This is a genomic window from Streptomyces antimicrobicus, from assembly GCF_020532625.1.
In the GTDB taxonomy this organism is placed as follows: Bacteria; Actinomycetota; Actinomycetes; order Streptomycetales; family Streptomycetaceae; genus Streptomyces; species Streptomyces antimicrobicus.
The window spans coordinates 1-20,746 of record NZ_JAJAUY010000105.1; the positions used below are offsets into that span (position 1 = coordinate 1).

Genomic DNA, 20,746 nt, shown 5'->3' on the forward strand with positions numbered 1-20,746 from the left:
GGGGGCACCCGTGCCGTCGTCGATGATCGCCAGCTGGGCGCCGACCTCGACGGTCTCGTCCTCGGCGACCTTGATCGAGGCCAGGATGCCGGAAGCCGGCGAGGGGATCTCGGTGTCGACCTTGTCGGTCGACACCTCGAGCAGCGGCTCGTCGGCCTCGACGCGCTCGCCCTCGGCCTTCAGCCAGCGGGTGACAGTGCCCTCGGTGACGCTCTCACCGAGCGCCGGAAGGGTTACGGAAACCGCCATGGTTTCTGTTGCTCCTAACGAATGGGGCATCCCCTGCTCGAACGGAGTCGAGAGCTCGGGGAAGTGCGGTAGTGGTCGTCGCGCCCGTGACTGGATCAGTCGTGGGAGTGCAGCGGCTTGCCGGCCAGGGCCAGGTGGGCCTCGCCGAGCGCCTCGTTCTGGGTCGGGTGCGCGTGGATGAGCTGCGCGACCTCGGCCGGCAGAGCCTCCCAGTTGTAGATCAGCTGGGCCTCGCCGACCTGCTCGCCCATCCGGTCACCGACCATGTGGACGCCGACCACGGCACCGTCCTTGACCTGGACGAGCTTGATCTCGCCCGCGGTCTTGAGGATCTTGCTCTTGCCGTTGCCCGCCAGGTTGTACTTCAGGGCCACGACCTTGTCCGCGCCGTAGATCTCCTTGGCCTTGGCCTCGGTGATGCCGACGGAGGCGACCTCCGGGTGGCAGTACGTCACGCGCGGCACACCGTCGTAGTCGATCGGGACGGTCTTCAGACCGGCCAGGCGCTCCGCCACGAGGATGCCCTCGGCGAAGCCGACGTGCGCGAGCTGCAGGGTCGGGACGAGGTCACCGACGGCCGAGATGGTCGGCACGTTGGTCCGCATGTACTCGTCGACGAGGACGTAGCCGCGGTCCATCGCGACGCCCTGCTCCTCGTACCCCAGGCCCTGGGAGACCGGGCCGCGGCCGATGGCGACCAGCAGCACCTCGGCCTCGAAGGTCTTGCCGTCGGCGAGGGTGACCCGCACACCGTTCTCGGTGTACTCGGCCTTCTCGAAGAAGGTGCCCAGGTTGAACTTGATGCCGCGCTTGCGGAAGGCGCGCTCCAGCAGCTTGGAGCTGTTCTCGTCCTCGACCGGGACGAGGTGCTTGAGGCCCTCGATGACGGTGACGTCGGTGCCGAAGGACTTCCACGCCGAGGCGAACTCGACGCCGATGACGCCGCCGCCCAGGATGATCGCGGACTGCGGGACGCGGTCCAGGACCAGCGCGTGGTCCGAGGAGATGATCCGGTTGCCGTCGATGTCCAGGCCCGGCAGCGAGCGCGGCACGGAGCCGGTCGCCAGCAGGACGTGGCGGCCCTGGATGCGCTGGCCGTTCACGTCGACGGAGGTCGGGGAGGACAGCCGGCCCTCGCCCTCGATGTACGTCACCTTGCGGGAGGCGACCAGACCCTGCAGGCCCTTGTACAGGCCGGCGATGACCTCGTCCTTGTACTTGTGGACACCCGCGATGTCGATGCCCTCGAACGAGGTCTTGACACCGAACTGGGCCGCCTCGCGCGCCTGGTCCGCGACCTCACCGGCGTGCAGCAGGGCCTTGGTGGGGATGCAGCCGTTGTGCAGGCAGGTGCCGCCGAGCTTGTTCTTCTCGATCAGGGCAACGTCGAGACCCAGCTGGGAGGCGCGCAGCGCCGCGGCGTAACCGCCACTGCCACCGCCGAGGATCACTAGGTCGAAAACGGTGCTGGCGTCGTTCGCCACGTCACGTCCTCCATGCATGTGCGCCGGGCGCCGGTCTTCCCTGACCGGGCGGCGGCTGGTGTTCGGCCGCATTTTCTTCGGCCCTGTGGTGGGGGCCCTGTCCTGCCGAGGACCCATCTTCGCACGACCGAACAAACGGCGCGGCCCCGGGCTTCCCCAGCCCGGGGCCGCACCGCTCGTCATCCGGTCAGCCGAGGTCGCCGGTGGCCGTACGCTCGGCCAGCCGGACCAGGGTGCGCACGGCGGAGCCGGTGCCGCCCTTGGGCGTGTAGCCGTACGGCGCGCCCTCGTGGAAGGCCGGGCCGGCGATGTCCAGGTGCGCCCAGGTGATGCCCTCGCCCACGAACTCCTGGAGGAAGAGGCCGGCCACCAGGCCGCCGCCCATCCGCTCACCCATGTTGGCGATGTCGGCGGTGGGGGAGTCCATGCCCTTGCGCAGGTCGGCCGGGAGCGGCATCGGCCAGGAGGCCTCGCCGACCTCCTCGGCGATCTCGTGGATCGCGGTGCGGAAGGCGTCGTCGTTGGCCATGATGCCGAAGGTGCGGTTGCCCAGCGCCAGCACCATCGCGCCGGTCAGGGTGGCGACGTCGACGATGGCGTCCGGGTTCTCCTCGGAGGCCTTGGTCAGCGCGTCGGCCAGCACCAGCCGGCCCTCGGCGTCGGTGTTGAGCACCTCGACGGTCTTGCCGCTGTACATGCGCAGCACGTCACCGGGGCGGGTGGCGGAGCCGGACGGCATGTTCTCGGCGAGCGCCAGCCAGCCCGTGACGTTGACCTCCAGGCCCAGCTTGGCGACGGCGACGACGGCGGAGAACACGGCGGCCGCGCCCGACATGTCGCACTTCATCGTCTCGTTGTGACCGGCCGGCTTCAGGGAGATGCCGCCCGAGTCGTAGGTGATGCCCTTGCCGACGAAGGCGAGGCTCTTCTGCGCCTTGGGGTGGGTGTAGGAGACCTTCACCAGGCGCGGCGGGTTCTCGGAACCCTTGCCGACGCCCATGAGGCCGCCGTAGCCGCCCTTGAGCAGGGCCTTCTCGTCGAGGACCTGGACCTTCAGGCCGAGCTCCTTGCCGGTCGCCTGCGCGACGGCGGCGAAGGCCTCGGGGGTGAGGTCGTTCGGCGGGGTGTTGATCAGGTCGCGGGCCACGTTGACCTCGGTCGCGACGATCTTGGCGCGCTCGGCGGCGGCCTTGTGCTCCTTGTCCCGCGGCTTGGCGCCCAGCAGGGCCACCTCGGCGAGCGGCCCCTTCGGGGCGTCGTTCTTGTCCTTCTTGTCGCCGCCCTGGTACGCGGTGAAGGAGTACGCGCCGAGCAGCGCGCCCTCGGCGACGGCGGTGACGGCGGAGGCGTCCTCCAGCGGGAGGGCGAAGGCGGCCTTCTTGGCACCGTTCAGCGCGCGGGCGGCGGCGCCGGCGGCGCGGCGCAGCGCGTCCTCGTCGTAGGACTCGTCCTCCGCCGGGACACCGCCCAGCCCGACCGCCAGCACGACGGGGACCTTCAGGCCGGCCGGGGCCGGCAGCTTGGTGACCTCGCCGTCGGCGCCGGAGGCACCGAGGGCGTCGAGGACGGAGGCGAGCTTTCCGTCGAACGCCTTGTCCACGGCCTCGGCGCCGGGGGCGACGACGGGACCCTTGGGGCCCTTCGCCACGCCGACCACGAGGGCGTCGGCGCGCAGCGTCGCCGCGCCGGCAGTGCTGAGAGTCAGAGCAGTCACGGTGGTGAAGTCTCGCTTCCGTTTGTGTCGTGTGGGGCAGCGGTCAGGTCGGGGTCGCCGGCCGTCACCGCAGCGATCGTATTCCGGCCCGGCCCGCGCCAGAAACGAGCCTACGCGCCCGCCCCTGTCCGTACGTCACTCGAAGGATTGTCAAGGTGTTCGATCTTTCCGCCTCCAGGTTCACCCATCCGTGGTTTCTGTTCCAGGTTTGCCTCGTGGACCTGACGAGGTCCGTAAAGATCGAGCCACTCTCGCAAGGGGGCGCGAGGCCCGCTTGCATCATGTCCACAGAGCCACCCCGGTCCGGCGTCCCGCCAGGTACCGCGGCGGGGGTGCGCCTGCGGGGGGAAGGCCTACATGGTCAAGAAGAACCGGATGAACAGGGCTGCCGCGGCCTGCGCCGTGGCGGTGCTCGTGTCCGTGGCGACGCCGGCGACGGCCGCCGAGACGGCCACGGCACCACGGATCGACCTCAAGGTGCTCGTCGTGGACGACGGCGGCAGTTCGGTCGAGGCGATCACCGCGGAACTCCGCGACACCGGGGTGCCGTACACCAGGGTCCAGCTCGGGCAGAGCGGCCGTCCCGTCATCGACGCGGCGTTCCTCGCCGACACCGTCGACGGCCGGCCGCGCGCCAAGTACCAGGGGGTGGTGCTGCCCAACGAGAACCCGTTCGGCGAAGGCAGCGCGGAGATGGCCGCGCTCGTCGCCTACGAGACGCAGTACGGCATCCGCCAGGTCGACGCCTACACCTGGGCCCACCCGGGGGTCGGCCTGGAGTACACCGACAACGGCGGCTTCAGCGGCCAGCTCGACGGCGTCCCGGCCGCCGTCACCACCGCCGGCCACGGCCCGTTCGGCTACCTCGCCGGGGCGGTCACCTTCGAGGACAACTCGCCGCTGGTCCCCGAGAGCTACGGCTTCCTGGGCAAGCCGCGCCCCGGCTACACCAGCTACGTCGACGCGCCCGTGGCCGGCGGCCGGGCCTCCCTGGTGGGCGAGTACACCCACGACGGCCGCAGCGAACTCGTCATCACCTTCGGCTACAACCAGTACCAGCAGCAGTTCCGGCTGCTCGCCCGCGGCATCGTCGACTGGCTCACCCAGGGCGTCCACCTCGGCCGCAGCCGCAACTACTTCGCCGTGCACGTCGACGACGTCTTCGCCCCCGACGCCCGGTGGAACAAGGAGCTCAACTGCACCCCGGGCGACTACGCCTGCCCGGGCGGCGAGGGCAAGGAGAGCAGCGTCCGGATGACGGCCGCGGACGCGAGCTACGCGCTCCAGTGGCAGAAGCAGAAGAACTTCACCCTCGACATGGTCTTCAACGCGGGCGCCGGCGAGGAGTGGAAGGCCGAGAACGGCGGCACCGACGCCCTCACCACCCAGCTGCTCGCCGACCGGGCCGGCTACCGCTGGATCAACCACACCTACACCCACCCCTACCTGGGGTGCGTCCAGGACGTCAGCACCGTCCCCTGGACCTGCGCCAAGGACGCCACGGGCAAGATCCAGTACATGAGCCGGGCCGACATCTCGGCCCAGATCCGCGACAACCACAACTGGGCCACCGCCAAGGGCGTCAAGCTCGACCGCGCCGAGCTCGTCACCGGCGAGCACTCGGGCCTGAAGACCCTGCCGCAGATGCCGGTGGACAACCCCAACCTGGCCGGGGCGCTGGCCGACAACGGCGTCAGGTGGATCGCCAGCGACAACTCCCGCGAGCCCGCCCAGCGCGCCGTCGGCACCGCTCTGACCGTCCCCCGGCACCCGATGAACGTGTACTACAACACGGGCACCAACGCCGAGATGGCCGACGAGTACAACTGGATCTACACCAGCCGCGCCGACGGCGGCAGCGGCCTGTGCGAGGACAACCCGGCGACCTCCACCTGCCTGCCGGCCCCGCTCGACGTCGACACCGGCTACCTGTCGTACATCGTGCCCCAGGAAGCCCGCACCGCCCTGCGGCACGTGCTCTCCAACGATCCCCGCCCGCACTACGTCCACCAGAGCAACCTCGCCGAGGACCGCACCCTCTACCCCGTCCTGGACCGCGTCCTGGACAGCTACCGGGCCCTCTACACCGCCGCCGCCCCGATCGTGAACCAGAGCCAGAAGGACACCGGCGTCGAGTTCCAGCGCCGGGCCGCCTGGGACCGGGCGCTCGCCGCCGGGCAGGTCACCGCCTACCGGGTCGGGACCACCGTCACCGTCAAGGCGCCGTCCGGGGTGCTCGCCCCGGTCACCGCGCCCGAGGGCACCCGCAAGCAGCTGCTGCTCGGCACCACCGCGTACGGCACCGCCTACGCCGGCACCCGCGACGCCTGGACCGGGCCCGAGCTGCTGCAGAGCTCCGTGACGCTCAAACTGCCGAGCTGACCTCCGGCACCACCACCTCAGCGCCGGCGCCCGCCCGTTCCGGGGGGCGCCGGCCCTTGACACGTCCTGGGGGGACACACCGCATGAGCCATGGGCGCCATGTCACCATGCTCACCGAAGGCACCTACCCACATGTCCACGGCGGCGTCAGCACTTGGTGCGACCAGCTCGTCCGGGGCATGCCGGAAGTCGACTTCAACGTCATAGCCCTGACCGGCTCCGGCCGGGAGCCGGTCACCTGGCAGCTGCCGCGCAACGTCTACCGGCACACCGCCGTGCCGCTGTGGGGACCACCGCCGGCCGGCGGCCGCCGCGGCACCCTGCGGGGCCGGGCGTTCCGGCGCTTCACCGAGACCTACGAGCAGTTCCTGCTGTCCCTGCTCGCCCCGGCCGCCACCGCCGCGAGCGCCCCGGCCGCCTCCGCCGGATTCTCCGACGCGCTGCGCGAACTGGCCTCCCTCGCCCGCACCGGCCGCCTCGCCGCCGCCCTGCGTTCCGAAACGGTCCTGCGCACGCTCATGTCCGTCTGGAACCGGCCGCACCTGCCGACCGCCGGGGCCAGGCCCACCGTCCACGACGCGCTGACCGCCACCGACCTGCTGGAACACGCCCTGCGCCCGCTCGCCGTACGGATCCCCGCCGACAGCGTCGCGCACGCCGTCAGCAGCGGCCTGGCCACCCTGCCCGCGCTGGCCGCCAAGCACCTGGACGGCGTCCCGTTCCTGCTCACCGAGCACGGCATCTACCTGCGCGAGCGCTACCTCGGCTACCGCACCGCGGCCCAGCGCTGGCCCGTCAAGGCGCTCGTCCTCGGCTTCTACCGCGAGCTCAACTCCGAGGGCTACCGGCAGGCCGACCTCATCACCCCCTGCAACCGCTACAACCGGCGCTGGGAGGAACGCGGGGGAGCGCCCGGCGAGAAGATCCGCACCGTCTACAACGGGGTCGACCCGCACGCCTTCCCCGAGGCCGGGCCCGAACCCGAGGTGCCCACGCTCAGCTGGTGCGGGCGGATCGACCCGATCAAGGACCTGGAGACCCTGGTGCGCGCCTACGCGTTCATGCGCGCCGAACTGCCCGCGCTGCGGCTGCGCCTGTTCGGGCCGGTCCCCGCGGGCTGCGAGGACTACCGCACGCGCCTGGAGAAGCTCGCCGCCGAGCTCGGGGTCGCCGACGGGATCACGTACGAGGGCCGCATCGAGCGGGTCGCGGACGCCTACGCGGCGGGCAGCGTGGTGATGCTGTCGAGCATCAGCGAGGGCTTCCCCTTCAGCATCATCGAGGCCATGTCCTGCGGCCGGACCACCGTCTCCACCGATGTGGGCGGGGTCCGCGAGGCCGTCGGCGACACCGGCCTGGTCGTGCCGCCGCGCGAGCCCGAACTGATGGCCCGGGCCACCCTCGCCCTGCTGCGCGACGACGCCCGCCGGGCCGAGCTCGGCCGGCTGTCGCGGCAGCGGGTGGTGGAGAAGTTCACCCTGCACCGGTCCGTGGACGGCTTCCGCCACATCTACCGCGAACTGGCCGGCCAGCCCGTGCTGCCCGTCCTCGCCGGCGACGCCTGGACCCAGCGGCTGTCCGACCCCTGGTACCGGGAGCTCGTCACCCGCGGCACCCAGTGGACCGAGACCCGGCGGACCGGGACCCGGCGGACCGAGACCCAGCGGACCGGCGTACGGGGAGGCGGCCGATGAGCGGATCGCTGTGGCTGCTGCCCCCCGGCGGTGCCGGCGGGGACACCCTGGCGGCCGTGCCCCGGCCCCGGGGCGAGGGACCGGCCGCCGCCGACCCGATGGACGAACTGGCCGAGCGGCTGGAGCCGTTCGTCGCCGCGGCCGTCCACCCCGACGAGATCGCCGCCGTCCTGGAGTCGGACGGCATGACCGACGAGCACATCCGGCTCACCTACGGCCGGACCGACTCCTTCGGCCTCGCCGAGGACCTCTACGCCCGGGTGCCGCGCGCCTTCCCCGAACCCGCCGAGACCCCCGACCCCTGGAAGGTGCCGCTCGCCGCCTGCCTGCTGCGCGGTGTGGTCTTCGCGCTGCCCGGGCTCGCCTACCTCCTCGGTGCCCCGCTGCTGGAGGGCCCGCCCGACCGGCTCGGGCTGCCCGCCGGCACCCTGACGCTGCTGGCCGGAGCGCTCATCGGCTGGGTCTGGGACCAGACCCTGTCGCACCGCGCGTACTCCTGGCTGGGCCTGGGCGACCGGGCCGCGGCCGGCCGGACCCTGCTCGTCGGAGCACCCGTCGGGGCGCTGCTCGGCTGCGCCGCCGCGTTCGCCGTGCCCGGCGGGCCGCCGTTCTCCTACGCCTTCGCCGCCGGTCAGGCCTTCTACGTCGGGGCCGCCACCGTGCTGCTGGTCCTCGGCCGGGAACGGCTGCTGCTGGGCGCCCTCGCCCCGATGGCCTGCGGGGCGCTGCTCTGCCTGGCCGTCGACCTGCCGGTGCGGCTGCGGGTGGCGCTGCTGGTGGTCTCGCTGCTGGCCGCGTGCACCCTGGCCGTGCGGGAACTGCCGGTGGCCGCCGCCGTACGGGGCCTGGCCCGGCGGCTGCACACCCGGTTCGCGCTGCCGGCCGGGGCCCGGGTGCCCGTGCGGGGGCCCGGCCCGGTGCGCTGGCGGACCCTGCGCGGCGCCCCGGACGAGTTCGCGCCGCGCGGGCCGCGGCTCGCGGAGTCGGTGCCGTTCGGGGTGTTCGGCCTCGGCACCGGACTGCTGGTCCTGTACGCCGCCCTGGGCGAGGTCCTGGCCGGCGGTCCCGCCGAGGCGGTCGCCGCGCCCTCGGCGGTGGCGCTCACGTTGAGCATGGGCCCCGCCGAATGGCTGCTGCACCGCTTCCGCAGCGGCAGCCTGGGCGGGCTGCGGGCGGCGCGGTCAGCACGGGGGTTCTTCGGCCGGATGCTGCTCACCCTGGTCCGCTGCCTGGCGGCGTACCTGCTGGTGCTGCTCGGCCTCGGCGCGGCCGGGACCGCGCTGTGGCCGGACGCCCCCGGACTGACCGCCGTCCGGGTGGCCACCTTGCTGCTGCTCGGCACGGTGATGTGGACGGGCCTGCTGCTGCAGTCCTTCGGCGCCGTGCGCCACGCCGCCGCCGTCTGCGTGACGGCGGCCGCCGCGCAGAGCCTGGCCCTGCTCCTGGCGCTCGGCCAGCCGCGGCTGGTGCAGCTGGTGGTGGCCGGCGCGGCGGCCGGGGTGCTGGCCCTGCTGGTCCTGGGGCTGCTCGGCCGCGCGACGGCCCACCGGTGAGCGGGCCGACCGTGCCGGCGACCGGGGCCGGCCCGCTGCTCGTGCCGCTGTACGAGCATCCCGCCCGGCGCCCCGAGGCCTGGGAGGCGGTCCTGCGCGCCGCCCCCCGGCTGCACTCGGTGGTGCTCAACCCCGACAGCGGGCCCGCGGCCGCCCCCGACGAGGGCTTCGCCGCCCTCGCGGCCCGGCTGCGCGAGGCCGGGGTCCCCGTCCTGGGGTACGTGGACACCGACTACGGACGCCGCCCCCACCGGGCCGTCGTCCGGGACCTGCTCGACCACCGCGAGTGGTACGGCACCGACGGGGCGTTCCTGGACCAGGCGGCCGCCGGCCCCGACCTGCTCGCGCACTACGGGCGGCTGTCGGTCGCCGCCCGCGCCGCGGGGGCGGGCACCTTGGTGCTCAACCACGGGATGCACCCGCACCCCGGGTACGCCGAACTGGCCGACGTCCTCGTCACCTTCGAGGGTCCCTGGGAGACCTACCGCCGGGCGGAACCGCCGCCGCCCTGGACGGCCGGGCACCCCCCGGAGCGGTTCTGCCACCTGGTGTACGCCGTCCCGCCCGGCGCCCCGGCCGCCGCGCTCGCGGCGGAACGCGGCGCCGGCGTGCACTGCGCGGTGCCCGGCACCGGCGCCCATCCGTGGGGGAGCCTGCCGCACGGCCTGGAGACCACCGGCTGAGCCCGGGCGGCCGAAGCCCGGGGCCCGGCCGGGCCGGGCGGCCGGGCCGGTCCGCTCAGACCGGCAGGACCACGTGCACCCGGTAACCGCCGCCGTAGCGCGGCCCGGTGGAGCAGCTGCCGCCCAGCGCCACGGCCCGCTCCCGCATGCCGACCAGGCCGTGGCCGCCGCCTTCGTGCGGGCCCGGCCGCGGGGACGGGTCGGCGGCCGTGCCCCCGTCGTCGAGCACGGTCACCTCCACCGAGGGCCCCACCCGGACCACGCTCACCTCGGCGCTGGCGTCCGGCCCGGCGTGCTTGCGCACGTTGGTCAGGGCCTCCTGGATCACCCGGTACGCCGCCAGGTCCACCGCGGCCGGCAGCGGCCCGTCGGCGCCGGACCCGTCGGCGACGTCGACCGCCACGTGCACCGGCAGCCCGGCGTGCCGGAAGGTGCCGACCAGCTCGTCGAGCCGGGCCAGCCCCGGAGCCGGCTCGGTCGGTGCCTCCGGGTCCCCGGACTGGCGCAGCAGCCCGACCGTCGCCCGCAGCTCGTTCAGCGCCGACCGGCTGGCCTCCCGTACGTGCGCCAGCGCCTCCTTGGCCTGGTCGGGCCGCTTGTCCATGACGTGCGCGGCCACCCCCGCCTGGACGTTGACCAGGGCGATGTGGTGCGCCACCACGTCGTGCAGGTCCCGGGCGATCCGCAGCCGTTCCTCGGCGACCCGCCGCCGGGCCTCCTCCTCGCGGGTCCGCTCGGCGCGTTCGGCCCGCTCCCGGATGGCGTCGATGAAGGCCCGCCGGCTGCGCACCGCGTCCCCGGCGGCCGCGGCCATCCCGGTCCAGGCGAAGATGCCCACGTTCTCCTGGGCGTACCAGGGCAGCGGCCCGACCAGCATGGCCACCCCCGTCAGCCCGACCATGGTGAGCAGCCCCACCCGCCAGGTGGTGGGCCGGTCGGTGCGCGAGGCCAGGGTGTACAGGGCGACCACCGTGCACATGGCGACCGGCGCCCGGGGTTCGGCCGTGGCCAGCTCCAGCAGCGACAGCGCGTTGGCCGCGCACAGCACGGCCAGCGGCCGGCGCCGGCGCAGCACCAGCACCGCCGCGCCGAGCACCATCAGCACCACGGACGCCGGGTCGGGGCTGCGGGTGCCGAACGTCGGCCCGTGCGGTCCGTGCGGGTCGGCGTAGGAGCCGGTGAACATCGCCACCAGCACGCCGAGCGCGAGCAGCGCGTCGGCCGCCAGGGGATGCGCGCGCAACCACCGCCAGGCGGCGTGCAGCGGGCCGAGGTCTGTGGTCACCCGGACACGGTACGGCCTGCCTCCCCGCCCGGGGACGGGGGCGGCGGGGGTGGGGGCGGGGGGCGGCGGCCCGGCGGTTCGCCGGAGCGCCGCGGTGCTCCCCATTTGGCCCGGACCGCGCAGAGCGCCATCACGGCCGCCATGGCGGCCAGGTGCTCCTTGCCGGCCAGGTTGTTCTTGATCAGCACCTCGACGATCATCGCGAGGACGACCAGGCAGCCGGTGAGGTAGGCCCGGTAGCGCCAGCACACGTACACGGCCAGGCCCACCACCGCAGCCGACGGCCCGGTGTCGTTGACCATCCGGTCCGACAGCGGCAGCCCGAAGGGGTGGTCCGGGCTCAGGGCCAGGCCGATCCGGGCGTAGGTGGTGCCGGCGACGGTGGCGACGTAGCCGACGACCAGGGTGCGCCACCAGCCGACGCAGATCTCCGCGATGCCGAAGACCAGCAGCATCTGCGCGAGCGCCCCCCAGACCGGCAGGTCCAGGGCGGGCACGAACAGCGACAGCGGGGTGCGCAGCAGCGCCAGCCACATCGGGTCGGCGGCCTTGACCGACCCGAGGTTCTGCACCGGCTGGAAGCCCCACGGCTGGTTCTGCACGATCTGGAACAGCGAGGTGAGGCAGACCGCGCCGAGCGTCAGGGGGACGGCCCGCCACTTCTTCTCGGCGAGCGCGGCCCGCACCGTCCCGAGGAGCGGCCCCCATTCGCGGCGGGCGAACCGCCGCAGCGCGGGAGAGGTCAACGCGCGCTCTCCGGGTGTCTGCGGTGCACCCGTGCCCACACGCCGCGCGGGGGGACCCCCAGCAGCCGCGGTGCCTCCAGGAAGCCCTCCGCCCGGCCCGCCGCGACCCCGATCCGCAGCAGGTCGGCGCTCTTCTCGAAGAGCACGAACCGCGGCTCCCAGATCGGCCGGTACTTGGCGTTGGCCCGGTAGAGGGACTCGATCTGCCACCAGCGGGAGAAGAAGCTCAGCAGCGAACGCCACATCCGCAGCACCGGACCCGCGCCCAGCTTCGAGCCGCGCTCGAAGACGGACCGGAACATCGCGAAGTTCAGCGAGACCTGGGCGACCCCGATCTCCTCGGAGCGCTGGAGCAGTTCGATGACCATGAACTCCATCAGGCCGTTGTCGGAGTCCCGGTCACGGCGCATCAGGTCCAGCGACAGGCCCTTGGCGCCCCACGGCACGAAGGACAGCAGCGCCCGCAGCTCGCCCCGCGCGTCGGTGCACTCCAGCATCACGCACCGGCCGTCGGCCGGGTCGCCGAGCCGGCCCAGCGCCATCGAGAAGCCGCGCTCGGTGGCGCCGTCGCGCCAGTCGTCGGCGCGCCGCAGCAGCTCGGCCATCTCCTCGGCCGGGATGTCGGCGTGCCGCCGGATCCGCACCTCGTACCCGGCGCGCTTGACGCGGTTGTACGCCTGGCGGACGGTGCGCATGGCGCGGCCCTCCAGCGTGAAGTCGCCGGTCTCCACGATCGCCTCGTCGCCCAGTTCCAGGGCGTCCAGGCCGTGCCGGGCGTAGATCGTGCCGGCCTCCTCGCTCGCGCCCATCACCGCCGGCACCCAGCCGTGCTCGCGGGCCTCGGCGAGCCACGGCTCGATCGCGCCCGGCCAGGCCTCGGGGTCGCCGATGGGGTCGCCGGAGGCCAGCGAGACCCCGCCGACGACGCGGTAGGCGATGGCGGCCTTGCCGGTGGGGGACCAGACGACGCTCTTCTCGCGGCGCAGCGCGAAGTAGCCCAGGGAGTCGCGGTCGCCGTGCCGGGCGAGCAGGGCGCGCAGCCGCTGCTCGTCCTCCTCGGTGAGCGGGTCGACGGCGCGGCGCGACCGGAAGGCCGCGAGCAGCACGGCCAGCAGCAGCACGAACGACATGACGTTGACGAACACGTCCACCCAGCCGGGGATGACGATGTCCCGCGAGCCGGTCTCGTCGAGGGTGACCAGGCGCATCACGCCGTAGCGCCAGCGGGTCGGGAACGAGGCCTCGGAGGCGGTCGGCGCGGTGTTTGTCAGCCCGACCAGCACCGCGGCGACCAGCGACGTCACCAGCAGGCCGAGACCGGCGACGGCCGTGGCCAGCTTGGGGTTGGACCGGTCGCCCTTGGCGTAGAACTCGTGCCGGCCCAGCAGCAGGGCGGCGACGAACGCGGCCGTGAGCACGAGGGAGAACCAGTTCTGGGCGTGGGCGCGCAGTTCCGCCCCGCCCTGCGGCAGGCAGAACGCCGCCAGGAACAGCACCAGCATCAGGCCGCTCAGCGCCAGGTTCAGGATCCAGGCGGCCCGCTTGCGGCGGCCCATGGTCACCGCGAGCAGCAGCGTGAACAGGCCGGAACCGAAGCCGGCGGTGAGCAGGTAGGGGGTGTAGTAGTCGTCGGTGTTGTGCGCGCGCAGGTCCTGCCCGAGGGACACCCAGACCGCGCTGAGGAAGTTCACGAAGGTGACCAGGCGCAGGTACCAGACCGCGAACCCGGCGGCGCGGCGGGAGCGCCGGCTCCCCCGGCCCGCACCCCCCTTGGTGTCCCCGCCCGGCTGCGCGGCCGGTGTCCGGTCGGTCCTGCGGTCGGTCTGTGCGCTGGCCAAAAGGACCTCTCCCATGAAAAGCGATCATATGGGGCATCGCTTCCCGTGCGGAGTGGGAACGGCGGCCTGGTCAGGGCCGTCGTCCCCGGTGGCTCACCCCGTCGGCTCCGCCGCCCGCTCCGGGAGGTCGGCCGCGAGCGCGGCGGCCGCCTGGACGAGGGGAAGAGCCAGCAATGCCCCGGTTCCTTCACCTACTGTGACGCCGTGATCGAGCACGGGGTTGAGCGCCATTCGGTCAAGTGCCTTGGCCTGTCCCGGCTCCCCGCTCGCCTGACCGGCCAGCCACCAGTCCGGCGCCCGGAACGCCGCCCGCTGCGCGACCAGGCCGCACGCGGCCGAGACGACGCCGTCGAGGATGACGGGAGTGCGACGCACGGCGCACTGGAGCAGGAAACCGGTGACGGCGGCCACGTCCGCGCCGCCGACCGCCGCCAGCAGCGCCACCTGGTCGCCCAGGACCGGGCGGGCCCGGCGCAGCGCGTCCCGGATCGCCGCGCACTTGCGCATCCACGTCAGGTCGTCGATCGGACGCCCACCGCGGCCGGTGACGACCGAGGCGTCCGTGCCGCACAGCGCGGCCACCAAGGTCGCGGCGACCGTGGTTCCGCCCACGCTGAGGTCACCGAGCACGACCAGGTCGGTGCCCGAGTCGGCCTCCTCGTCGGCGATCCGCATGCCGAGCCGCAGCGCGGCCTCGGCCTCCTCCAGGGTCAGCGCGTCCTCGACGTCGATCCGGCCGCTGCCGCGGCGCACCCGGTCCCGGACCACGTCCTCGGGCAGCAGCCCCGGCTCGCAGTCCAGGCCCGCGTCGACCACCCGGATCCCGACGCCCAGCCGGTCCGCCAGGATCGCCACCGGGCTGCGCCCGTCGAGCACCTCGCGCACGAGCGCGTGGGCACCGCCCGCCGGGCGGGCCGACACCCCGATCCCGGCCACCCCGTGGTCGGCGGCGAACAGCACGACCTTGGGGTGCTCGATCGGCTGCACCGGCACCCGGCCCTGGGCGGCCGCCAGCCACTCGCCGAGCTCGTCGAGCCGGCCCAGCGCGCCGGGCGGCACGGTCAACCGCTGACGGCGGTCCTCGGCGTCCCGCCGGACGCCGCCGTCGGGGCGCTCGATCAGATCGGAGAAGTCGTCGAGATTCAGCGTGGTCATCTGCCGAAGCGTACAGGCGGCGGGGGGCCGCAAGGACCCCGGTGGCGCGGGGCCGCGAGGCCCTCGCCACCGGCCGTACGCGGCCCGCGCGGGGTCAGTCCTTGAGGACGAGGGCCTGCCCGGCGACGACGAGCAGGACGTGTTCGCACTCGGCGGCCACGGCCGTGTTCAGGCGCCCCAGCTCGTCGCGGAACCGGCGTCCCGAGGCGGTCGCCGGGACGATGCCCGAGCCGACCTCGTTGCTCACCGCCACCACCGTGCGGCGGGTGGCGCGCAGGGCCGCGGCCAGGTCGGCGACGCGGTCGCGCACGTGCTTGGCGCCGGTGCTCGCCCACACCTCGTCGTCCCAGGCCCCGGCCCGGTCCATCGCGTCGGTCAGCCACAGCGCCAGACAGTCGATCAGCAGCGGCGGCCCGGGCACGGACAGCAGCGGGACCAGGTCGCAGGTCTCCAGCGTCCGCCAGCTGCCCGGCCGCCGCTCCCGGTGCAGCCCGACCCGCTGCGCCCACTCCGGGTCCCCGTCCCGGGTGCCGCCGGTGGCGACGTAGTGCACCTCGGGGAACGCCTCCAGCCGGCGCTCGGCCTCGTAGGACTTGCCCGACCGGGCCCCGCCCAGCACCAGGGTGCGGCGCGGCAGGTCGGGCACCGCCCGGTAGTCGCCCGCCACCAAGGTGGTCCCGTCCGGCACCGCCCGGGCCCCGGCGGCGGCGCAGCGGCGCCGCAGCTCCTCGCCGGGCGGGGTGTCGTGGTCCAGGTGCACGGCGACCACGTCCGTGGCCGGGCCGACCGCGCCGGAGGCGCGCAGCCGGGCCAGGGCCTCGGGCCGGCCCAGGACGTCCGCGAGCACCAGGTCGTACGGGCGCTGCGCCCGCTGCCCGTTCGTCCCGGCCGGGGCGGCGCCGGGCGGCAGGTACAGCAGCCGCTCCCCGTCGGGCCCGGTCACCTCGTACCCGGTGCCCGGCGCGTCCATGGCGAGGGCCCGTACCCGGTGCCCGCTGACCACCGGGACCTCCCGGCCGTCGGGCACCCGCCCGGCCGTGGGCAGCCCCGGCGGCAGTTCCAGGGCCGGCCCCTCGTGGGGATGGCTCAGCAGCACCTGCCGTACGCCGCTCAGCGAGCGCCCGGCCCGGGCGGCGGCGAGCACCGCCCCGGGGGTGAGGTCGAGCAGCACCGCGCCGTCGACCAGGACGGCGGTCGCCCCCCGCGCGCGGGTGCCCACGGAGACCGCGCAGGCGGCGCAGGGACAGCCGGGGCGGGGCAGTCCGTCGGGCGATCCGGTGCCGAGCAGAGTCAGTTCCACAAAGAAGATCCTCCCGCGCCACCGCGAGTGGTGCGCGCCCGGCTAGTCTGCGGGGCAGACTCACCGTGGCAACACCGGACGAGAACCGATCGATCAGCGGAGGCGGACATGGCGTGGACGTGGCGGTTCGAGCAGGCGAACGGGACCGAGGTCGCTCCCGCGGTGGAACCCGAGGAGTTCACCACGCAGGGCGATGCCGAGTCGTGGATCGGCGAGTACTGGCGCGAGCTCCTGGAGGGCGGCGCGGAGCGGGTCAAGCTCTCCGACGACAACGGCACCGAGCTGTACGCGATGAGCCTGCGCGAGGCCCTCGACGCCTGAGGCCGGAGCGGGACCGGGAGGGGAGGGCGGGCGCCGGGCGCGTCCGCCCTCCCCTCGCCGCGTCAGCCCCGGACGCCTATCAGGTGCAGGAGGGCGGCGACGCCGCGGTAGGGGTCGGTGCGGCCGGCCCGCTCCTCGGCGGCCAGCAGGCGTTCCAGTTCCGCCTCGGGCGGCAGCTGCTCGGCCGCCTCGGTCCCGTCGGTGAAGACCCGGACGCCGTACCAGGTGTGCAGCGGCGCGCCGATCCCCGACAGCGTCGCGGTCAGGTCGGCCAGCCGGTCCGCCCGGACGTCCAGCCCGAGCCGGTTGCGGTAGGCCACCGTGTCGAACGCCGCGAGCGCCGCCGACCAGTCCCCGCCGAGCCCGGGCCGCATGGCCAGCGCGTCCCCGTTGCGCACCAGCAGCGACAGCAGTCCGCCGGGCGCCAGCATCCGGGCCAGCCCGGCGAGCATCGCGTCCGGCTCGGCGACGTACATCAGCACGCCGTGGCACAGCACCACGTCGAAGCTGCCCGGCGTGAAGTGGGCGCCGGTCTCGCGGCCGTCACCCTCCAGCAGCCGGACCCGCTCCTGGATCCCGGCCGGCTCCCGCTCCAGCGCCGCGCGCGCCACGTCGAGCATGGCGGGGTCCAGCTCCATGCCGGTCACCTGGTGCCCGGCCCGCGCCAGCCGCAGGGCCTGGGTGCCCTGGCCCATGCCGACGTCGAGCACCCGCAGCCGCTGCCCGACCGGGAAGCGGTGCGCGATCTGCTCCTCGACCTGCCGGCCGACGAGCTCCTGGCGGACGGCGTTGCGCAGTCCTCCGAGCCCTTCCAGCCAGAGCCGGGCGCCCCCCGCGAACCCTCCCCCGGGCACCCCTGGGGGTCCCCCCACGCTCAGGGTCGCTCCCCGCGCTTGACCTGCGGCTTCGGCAGGCGCAGCCGGCGCATCTGGAGGGTGCGCATCAGACCGTACGCGGCGGCGCCGCGCTTGGGCTGGTCGGGGAAGCGCGCGGCCAGGGCCTTGCGCAGGCGGATGAACAGGCCGATCGAGTCGACGATGATCAGCGCGATCACGCCGAGCCACAGCAGCAGCGCGATGTTCTGGATCGCCGGCTGGCGGATCATGCTCAGCACCAGGATGACCACCGCGAGCGGCAGGAACATCTCGGCGACCGAGAAGCGGGAGTCCACGTAGTCGCGGACGAACCGGCGCACCGGGCCCTTGTCCCGGGCCGGCAGATAGCGCTCGTCGCCGCTGGCCATCGCCTCGCGCTGCTTGGCCAGCTCGACGCGGCGGCGCTCACGGGCCCGCTTGGCGTCCTCCTTCCGGTCACCGGTCGAGGCCGCGACGGCCCTGCGCTGCGACTGGGCGACGGCGCGCTTGGGCGTCGGCCGGCCCTTGGGGGCCTGGGGGTCACGGGGCTTCGAGAGGTCTGCGGTCACCTTGTCGGTGGCGGCTGCCTTCTCTTCCTTGGAGGAACGGCTACCAAACACAAAAACCAAGCGTACGTGCTCACCGGCATGCGCCCCACCCCGGCGGGGAACGATCCCGCAACGGCGCGCGTCTTGCTGGGTGACAGGTTTTCCACAGGGTCCGGCCCCGGTCCTCTCCTGGGACCACCTACTCCTCACGCCTGATCGGGCGCCGGTGTAGTCGTCCTGGAGGAGGAGCGCATCCGCTCCCGAACAGTGCGGTAATGGAAGCAGGGCCCTTACTGTGGGTCCTGAGGTGACCTGGAGTCGTAGTCCGTCAGAAGGGGGCGCGCGAAGCCCATGAGCGGTGTGATGAAGCGTATGGGGATGATCTTCCGCGCGAAGGCGAACAAGGCCCTTGACCGGGCCGAGGACCCGCGCGAGACCCTCGACTACTCGTACCAGAAGCAGCTGGAGCTCCTCCAGAAGGTCCGCCGCGGCGTCGCCGACGTCGCGACCTCCCGCAAGCGCCTGGAGCTGCAGCTGAACCAGCTCCAGGGCCAGTCGGCCAAGCTGGAGGACCAGGGCCGCAAGGCGCTGGCGCTGGGCCGCGAGGACCTGGCCCGCGAGGCGCTGAGCCGCCGTGCCTCCCTCCAGCAGCAGGTCAGCGACCTGGAGGTGCAGCACCAGACGCTCCAGGGCGAGGAGGAGAAGCTCACCCTCGCCGCGCAGCGGCTCCAGGCCAAGGTGGACGCCTTCCGCACGAAGAAGGAGACCATCAAGGCCACCTACACCGCCGCCCAGGCCCAGACCCGGATCGCGGAGTCCTTCTCCGGCATCTCCGAGGAGATGAGCGACGTGGGCCTGGCCATCCAGCGGGCCGAGGACAAGACGGCCCAGCTCCAGGCGCGCGCCGGTGCCATCGACGAGCTGCTCGCCTCCGGGGCCCTGGACGACCAGTCGGGCCTCGGCTCCAAGGACGACATCCAGGCCGAGCTGGACCGCCTCTCCGGCGGGACCGACGTGGAGCTGGAGCTCCAGCGGATGAAGGCGGAGCTGGCGGGCGGCCCGTCGGCGCAGCAGCAGGCGATCGAGGGCGGCGCGCCGGGCACGGCCCAGCCGCACCAGCAGACCCAGCACCGGTTCGACAAGCCGTAGCAGGACGGGGCCCGACATGATTGTCCGCATCATGGGGGAAGGCCAGGTCAGGCTGGACGACAGCCACTTCGCCGAGCTGAACGCGCTCGACGACGACCTCCTGGAGGAGATGGAGTCCGGCGACGAGGCGGGCTTCCGCCGGACCCTGGGGGCCCTGCTGGACGCCGTCCGCCGGCTGGGGACGCCGCTGCCCGACGATGCGCTGGAGCCCAGCGAGCTGATCCTGCCCGCGCCGGACTCCTCCCTGGACGAGGTCCGGGAGATGCTCAGCGACGACGGGCTCATCCCCGGCTGAGGTCACCCGGGTCGTCCTTCCCCTGCGGCGGGCCCGGCGGCGGCCCGGGCGGCGGGGCCTGCGGCGGCCCGGGCGGCGGGGCCTGCGGCGGGCCGACGGGTTCCTCGACCGGGTCCGGGGCGCCCCCGATCCAGTCCTGGAACCTGCGCCGCGGCGCCGCCCAGCGCCGGTCGTGGTGGAAGGCCCGCAGCCCGGCCTTGGCCCGCGCCTTCGGCCGGTTGGCGTAGAAGCGGCGGGCGTACGGGGAGCCGGGCCGGGCCAGCCGGACGGCGCCGATCAGGGCCACGAACGGGATCACGGTGCCCAGCAGGGCGGTGCGCGGTTTGCCCTTCCACAGGGCGACCAGGGCGATGAAGAAGTTCAGGGCGGTGTTCATGACGACCAGCCCGCGGTTCTGCCGTTCCTCGGACGTCAGGTCGTCGACCCCGAAGGGCAGGAAACCGCCGAGCACCAGGGCCACCAGGGCGGCGGTCAGCACCACGATCTCGACGCTCTTGCGGCCCTGCTCGCTCCAGTAGACGTCGTCCAGGTGCAGGATCAGCGCGAACTCGTCCAGCACCAGGCCCGCGCCGAGCCCGAACAGGACGGCCGAGAGCAGCCCGCCGACGCTGTGCTTGCTGCTGCCGACGGCGCCGAAACCGCCGACGATCACCAGCACGACGCCGGGGACGACGTGATGGACGTGCAGTCCGCCCGGGGTGACGTTGCGGAACGGGCCCCGCCCGGCGCGGATCAGCCGGGTGATGGTCCGGGTCACGAGGAACGACAGCACGAACGAGACCAGGGCGAGCAGCAGCGGGAGCTTCCCCGGCTCCACGATGTTCCGGTACCACCAGTGACCCATACCACCAGCTCCCCATTTGGCAGGCTATGGGTAATTTACCGGTCCGGATCATCTGCTGATCGGCCCGACCCGGTACCGTTCCCGGCGATGACCGCCTCACCCTCCGACCCGACGCCCGAGCCGCTGCCCGAGGCACGGCCCGATCCGGCGCCCGACCTGGGCCCCGGCCCCGAGCCGGCCCCCGCGGGCCGCGCCTCGCTCGCCGACGGCCTGCGCTTCGCGTTCGGCACGCTCACCGTGCTGCCGGTCCGGCTCACCCGCTGGGACCGCCCGGCCGCCCGCGCCGGCATGCTCTGCGCCCCGGTGGCCGGACTGGTCGTGGGCCTGGCCGCCGCCGCCCTCGGCACCGCCCTGCTCCTGCTGGACGCCGGGCCGCTGCTCGCCGCCGTCGCCACGGTGTGCGTGCCCGCCGCCCTCACTCGGGGCCTGCACCTGGACGGGCTGGCCGACACCGCCGACGGCCTGGGCAGCGGCAAGCCCGCCGAGGCCGCCCTGCGGATCATGAAGCAGTCGGACATCGGCCCGTTCGGCGTGCTGGTGCTGCTGCTCGCGCTGCTGCTCCAGGTCGCCGCCCTCGCCGACCGCTACGCCGCCGGAGCCGCCCACGGCGCCCTGGCCGCCGCCACCGCCGCGGTCGCCGCCCGGCTCGCCA

The 20,746-nt window shown here is 74.0% G+C and carries 19 protein-coding genes; 8 read left to right on the forward strand and 11 right to left on the reverse strand.

Annotated elements, in window-relative coordinates; translation table 11 throughout:
* From LG632_RS22190 to LG632_RS22200, 3 genes are all read right to left on the reverse strand, one after another.
* Positions 1-249, reverse strand: a 249-nt coding sequence (locus LG632_RS22190; RefSeq protein WP_308108908.1) for a biotin/lipoyl-containing protein, incomplete at its 3' end; no start/stop codon positions are given.
* A gap of 95 nt (positions 250-344) precedes the next feature.
* Positions 345-1,733, reverse strand: coding sequence for a dihydrolipoyl dehydrogenase (gene lpdA / locus LG632_RS22195; RefSeq protein ID WP_226729178.1), 1,389 nt, complete (start codon positions 1,731-1,733; stop codon positions 345-347).
* A 187-nt stretch (positions 1,734-1,920) separates the two neighbouring features.
* The gene (locus tag LG632_RS22200; protein WP_226729179.1) at positions 1,921-3,447 is read right to left on the reverse strand and encodes a leucyl aminopeptidase; all 1,527 of its coding nucleotides are present in this window, start codon (positions 3,445-3,447) and stop codon (positions 1,921-1,923) included.
* Between the two features lie 357 nt (positions 3,448-3,804).
* On the opposite strand from LG632_RS22200, the gene LG632_RS22205 reads away from it, so the two are divergent.
* The 4 genes from LG632_RS22205 to LG632_RS22220 all read left to right on the forward strand — a co-directional run bounded on the left by LG632_RS22205 (position 3,805) and on the right by LG632_RS22220 (position 9,759).
* Positions 3,805-5,829 (forward strand): hypothetical protein, encoded by a 2,025-nt coding sequence (locus LG632_RS22205; protein WP_226729180.1) that lies wholly within the window; start codon positions 3,805-3,807, stop codon positions 5,827-5,829.
* Between the two features lie 83 nt (positions 5,830-5,912).
* Entirely contained in the window at positions 5,913-7,523 is a 1,611-nt protein-coding gene (gene pelF, locus LG632_RS22210; protein ID WP_226729181.1) for a GT4 family glycosyltransferase PelF, read from the forward strand.
* Positions 7,520-9,076 carry an amino acid adenylation domain-containing protein gene (locus tag LG632_RS22215; RefSeq protein WP_226729182.1) on the forward strand — a complete coding sequence of 519 codons (1,557 nt, stop codon included), beginning with the start codon at positions 7,520-7,522 and terminating at the stop codon, positions 9,074-9,076. Before pelF ends, LG632_RS22215 begins: the two co-directional genes overlap by 4 nt.
* A complete protein-coding gene (locus tag LG632_RS22220) occupies positions 9,073-9,759 on the forward strand; it encodes a spherulation-specific family 4 protein (protein WP_226729183.1) in 687 nt (228 codons plus the stop codon). Before LG632_RS22215 ends, LG632_RS22220 begins: the two co-directional genes overlap by 4 nt.
* Before the next feature lie 55 nt (positions 9,760-9,814).
* Here the strand turns inward: LG632_RS22220 and LG632_RS22225 are convergent, their stop codons facing one another.
* The 5 genes from LG632_RS22225 to LG632_RS22245 all read right to left on the reverse strand — a co-directional run bounded on the left by LG632_RS22225 (position 9,815) and on the right by LG632_RS22245 (position 16,083).
* Positions 9,815-11,044 carry a sensor histidine kinase gene (locus LG632_RS22225; RefSeq protein ID WP_226729184.1) on the reverse strand — a complete coding sequence of 410 codons (1,230 nt, stop codon included), beginning with the start codon at positions 11,042-11,044 and terminating at the stop codon, positions 9,815-9,817.
* Positions 11,041-11,790 carry a hypothetical protein gene (locus LG632_RS22230; RefSeq protein WP_226729185.1) on the reverse strand — a complete coding sequence of 250 codons (750 nt, stop codon included), beginning with the start codon at positions 11,788-11,790 and terminating at the stop codon, positions 11,041-11,043. Before LG632_RS22230 ends, LG632_RS22225 begins: the two co-directional genes overlap by 4 nt.
* Positions 11,787-13,643 carry a phosphatidylglycerol lysyltransferase domain-containing protein gene (locus tag LG632_RS22235; RefSeq protein WP_226729186.1) on the reverse strand — a complete coding sequence of 619 codons (1,857 nt, stop codon included), beginning with the start codon at positions 13,641-13,643 and terminating at the stop codon, positions 11,787-11,789. Before LG632_RS22235 ends, LG632_RS22230 begins: the two co-directional genes overlap by 4 nt.
* Positions 13,644-13,721: 78 nt before the next feature.
* Entirely contained in the window at positions 13,722-14,783 is a 1,062-nt protein-coding gene (gene cobT / locus LG632_RS22240) for a nicotinate-nucleotide--dimethylbenzimidazole phosphoribosyltransferase (RefSeq protein ID WP_226729187.1), read from the reverse strand.
* A gap of 94 nt (positions 14,784-14,877) precedes the next feature.
* On the reverse strand, positions 14,878-16,083 hold the full coding sequence (locus LG632_RS22245; protein ID WP_226729188.1) for a bifunctional adenosylcobinamide kinase/adenosylcobinamide-phosphate guanylyltransferase: 1,206 nt from the start codon (positions 16,081-16,083) through the stop codon (positions 14,878-14,880).
* A gap of 108 nt (positions 16,084-16,191) precedes the next feature.
* Here LG632_RS22245 and LG632_RS22250 point away from each other — a divergent pair, with 108 nt between their 5' ends.
* Positions 16,192-16,404 carry a hypothetical protein gene (locus LG632_RS22250; RefSeq protein ID WP_226729189.1) on the forward strand — a complete coding sequence of 71 codons (213 nt, stop codon included), beginning with the start codon at positions 16,192-16,194 and terminating at the stop codon, positions 16,402-16,404.
* A 62-nt stretch (positions 16,405-16,466) separates the two neighbouring features.
* Here LG632_RS22250 and LG632_RS22255 read toward each other — a convergent pair whose 3' ends face one another.
* A complete protein-coding gene (locus LG632_RS22255; protein ID WP_374203541.1) occupies positions 16,467-17,219 on the reverse strand; it encodes a class I SAM-dependent methyltransferase in 753 nt (250 codons plus the stop codon).
* 59 nt (positions 17,220-17,278) lie between these two features.
* On the reverse strand, positions 17,279-17,878 hold the full coding sequence (locus LG632_RS22260) for a DUF3043 domain-containing protein (RefSeq protein WP_226729190.1): 600 nt from the start codon (positions 17,876-17,878) through the stop codon (positions 17,279-17,281).
* A 279-nt stretch (positions 17,879-18,157) separates the two neighbouring features.
* On the opposite strand from LG632_RS22260, the gene LG632_RS22265 reads away from it, so the two are divergent.
* The gene (locus LG632_RS22265; protein ID WP_226729191.1) at positions 18,158-18,955 is read left to right on the forward strand and encodes a PspA/IM30 family protein; all 798 of its coding nucleotides are present in this window, start codon (positions 18,158-18,160) and stop codon (positions 18,953-18,955) included.
* 16 nt (positions 18,956-18,971) lie between these two features.
* Positions 18,972-19,250, forward strand: coding sequence for a PspA-associated protein PspAA (gene pspAA, locus LG632_RS22270; RefSeq protein ID WP_226729192.1), 279 nt, complete (start codon positions 18,972-18,974; stop codon positions 19,248-19,250).
* Here the strand turns inward: pspAA and LG632_RS22275 are convergent.
* Positions 19,237-20,094: a hypothetical protein gene (locus LG632_RS22275; RefSeq protein WP_226729193.1), complete on the reverse strand. Its 858-nt coding sequence runs from the start codon at positions 20,092-20,094 to the stop codon at positions 19,237-19,239. The genes pspAA and LG632_RS22275 overlap by 14 nt on opposite strands.
* Positions 20,095-20,181: 87 nt before the next feature.
* Between LG632_RS22275 and LG632_RS22280 the strand changes: the two genes are divergently transcribed.
* A partial coding sequence (locus tag LG632_RS22280) for an adenosylcobinamide-GDP ribazoletransferase (protein ID WP_226729194.1) occupies positions 20,182-20,746 on the forward strand: 565 nt, incomplete at its 3' end.